The organism is Corynebacterium sp. MSK297, assembly GCF_030232885.1.
Classification (GTDB): Bacteria; Actinomycetota; Actinomycetes; order Mycobacteriales; family Mycobacteriaceae; genus Corynebacterium.
Genome location: NZ_JASPGD010000023.1, coordinates 1 through 2,426 on the forward strand (window position 1 = coordinate 1; position 2,426 = coordinate 2,426).

The 2,426-nt window shown below is 52.0% G+C and carries 2 protein-coding genes and 1 pseudogene; all 3 read left to right on the forward strand.

The genetic code is table 11. The features are described from left to right. Window positions 1–255 precede the first annotated feature (255 nt). Entirely contained in the window at window positions 256–870 is a 615-nt protein-coding gene (locus tag QP888_RS10900) for a transposase (protein ID WP_284813582.1), read from the forward strand. Window positions 871–911: 41 nt separating this feature from the next. Continuing rightward, window positions 912–2,125, forward strand: a protein-coding gene (locus QP888_RS10905; protein WP_284813583.1) for an IS3 family transposase whose coding sequence is annotated in 2 segments (ribosomal slippage) — window positions 912–1,185 and window positions 1,185–2,125 — 1,215 coding nt in all. Because the reading frame shifts where the segments join, the coding sequence is not laid out codon by codon here. A 20-nt stretch (window positions 2,126–2,145) separates the two neighbouring features. Further along, window positions 2,146–2,426: pseudogene (locus tag QP888_RS10910) on the forward strand (IS1249 family transposase); the annotation flags it as partial.

Sequence of the window (2,426 nt, forward strand, 5' to 3'; positions counted from 1 at the left end):
TCCTGGTCAAATTTTTTGGGCATGTTCGAAGATTTTCCCATCTACTCAAACGGAACAAAACCTGGGACACTTCAGTGCCAAACCCCGCATATCTACACCCCTAGCAGCACAAACCCCGAAATAATAAGCCCAAAAAGCATATTCCAAACCAAAAACCCACAAATCCCCACCCCAACACACAACTGTGCTAGCACCACACTGTTGGCTAAAACCATGCCAACAAACCGACCACGATGCCCCATCTGCACAAGCACAATGAACAAAAACGGCACCACCACAGCCGGAACCACCCGCTGGCGCTGCACAACCTGCGGAGCCTCAGAAACCAAAAAACGCCCAGACATCACCCACACCGCCACATTCACCACATTCCTGGACTACCTCACCACCAACCACACACTAAAACACCTCGCAACCAGCAAAAACACCAGCCCCAGAACACTACAACGACGATTCCGCAACTACTGGCTAATCACCCCACCCAACCCAACAGCAGCACACACAGGACGAATCTACGACCAAATCTTCATCGACGGCACCTACCTCTCCGGCAACTGCCTACTAATCGCCACAAGCCTCAACCACGTACTGTCCTGGCACTGGTGTAAAACCGAAACCGCACACGCCTACCAACAACTATTCACAGGAATCTGCCCACCACTAATTGTCACCACCGACGGCGGCTCCGGAGCCAGAAAAGCAATATCCAACACCTGGCCAACAGCACGCATCCAACGCTGCTTAATCCACGTCCAACGAAACCTACGCACAGCAACGACCAGACGACCCAAAACCCCTGCTGGTAAAGCCTTATACGAACTATCGAAAACCCTCACCCGCATCACCAATCATGCGGTTACCCTCGAGTAGTGGACACCCTATTAGTACGGATCTTGTGTCCGTAAGAGAGGATGTTCATTGTGAGTTCGTCAAGGAAAAAGTACACCCCGGAGTACCGGCAGGAGGCTGCCAGGCTGGTCATCGATTCCGGGCGCCCAATCGCTCATGTGGCTAAGGAAATCGGCGTGGGCGAGGGACTTTTGGGCAGATGGGTCAAGATAGAACGTGAACGCCAAGGCTCGGATGATGGCCGCAGTGATTCCGATATACGAGCCGAAAATGCACGCTTACGTCGTGAGTTAGCTGAGGCCAAGATGGATAATGAGTTCTTGTCAAAAGCCACCGCCTTCTTCGCTGCCAAGCAACGCGATCGGAAAAATTTGAGCTAATGCAGCTGGAGAAGGCGAACTACAGCATAAAAAGAATGAGCAGGTTATTAGAGGTTTCCCGTTCTGGCTACTATAAATGGCAAAAGGCTCAAGCAGTACGGCTTCGTGGTGAAAATCAGCGTCAGAGATTCCTCGACCAGTTAGACAGGCAAATTCATGACATCTGGGAAGATTCTGACGAAGTCTACGGTGCACCACGGATTACTGCAGAACTCGCCGAGGATGGGGTCTATGTGAATCGCAAAACCGTGGCCAAACGCATGCGGATGATGGGTATTGAGGGCATTTCACCCAGGGCGTTTGTTCCCGTAACGACGATTCAATCCACGCGGAAGTCCACGCTTGCCGACCTGGTAAAACGTCTATTTGATCAAGGCCAACTCAACAGAGTGTGGATGTCGGATATTACCTATCTACGCACGAGTGAGGGCTGGCTGTACCTATGTGTTATCCGCGATGGACATTCCCGCCGAGTCTTAGGCTGGTCCATGGATAGTGTGCAGGATTCTTACCTGGTTGAACGTGCACTGCGCATGGCTTATACCCTGCGTGGTGACGTACCCGATGGCTTGGTCTTCCACGCAGATCGTGGCACTCAGTTCACAAGTGAACAATTGTGGAATGTCTGCCAGCAACTAGGTATTGCTCAATCGGTCGGCCGTACTGGTGTCTGCTTTGATAACGCGATGGCCGAGTCGTTCTGGTCGACATTGAAGACCGAATTCTATGACCGGAGGAAATGGCGAACCCGTGATGAGGCTCGAAAGGCGGTGGCTCGCTGGATTGAGATTGTCTACAACCGGCGCCGCCGACACTCAGCTATCGGGATGGTAAGCCCCGTCGATTTCGAAGCCCAGCTTGCTGATCAAAATGGTAATAAGAAGGCCGCTGCTTAACCCCTAAGCAGCTTAACAACGTGTCCACGATTGCGGGCAACCCCAATCACCAGCAAGCAGCAGATTGGATAAGCCAGCTACAACACTTCCACACCATCTATGGGCACTGGCTCAACGAAACCACCTGGACTACAGACCCACTAACCGGGCAGACCACCAAAACCTATACCCACCAGCGCATCCGAACAGCCTATAAATCACTCGAGAAACTCTATAAACACAACGTGCTGTTTACCTACCTCGACCCACCACAAGCAACACTGCAACCCGAAAGACTCAAATCCACCACCAACACCCTAGA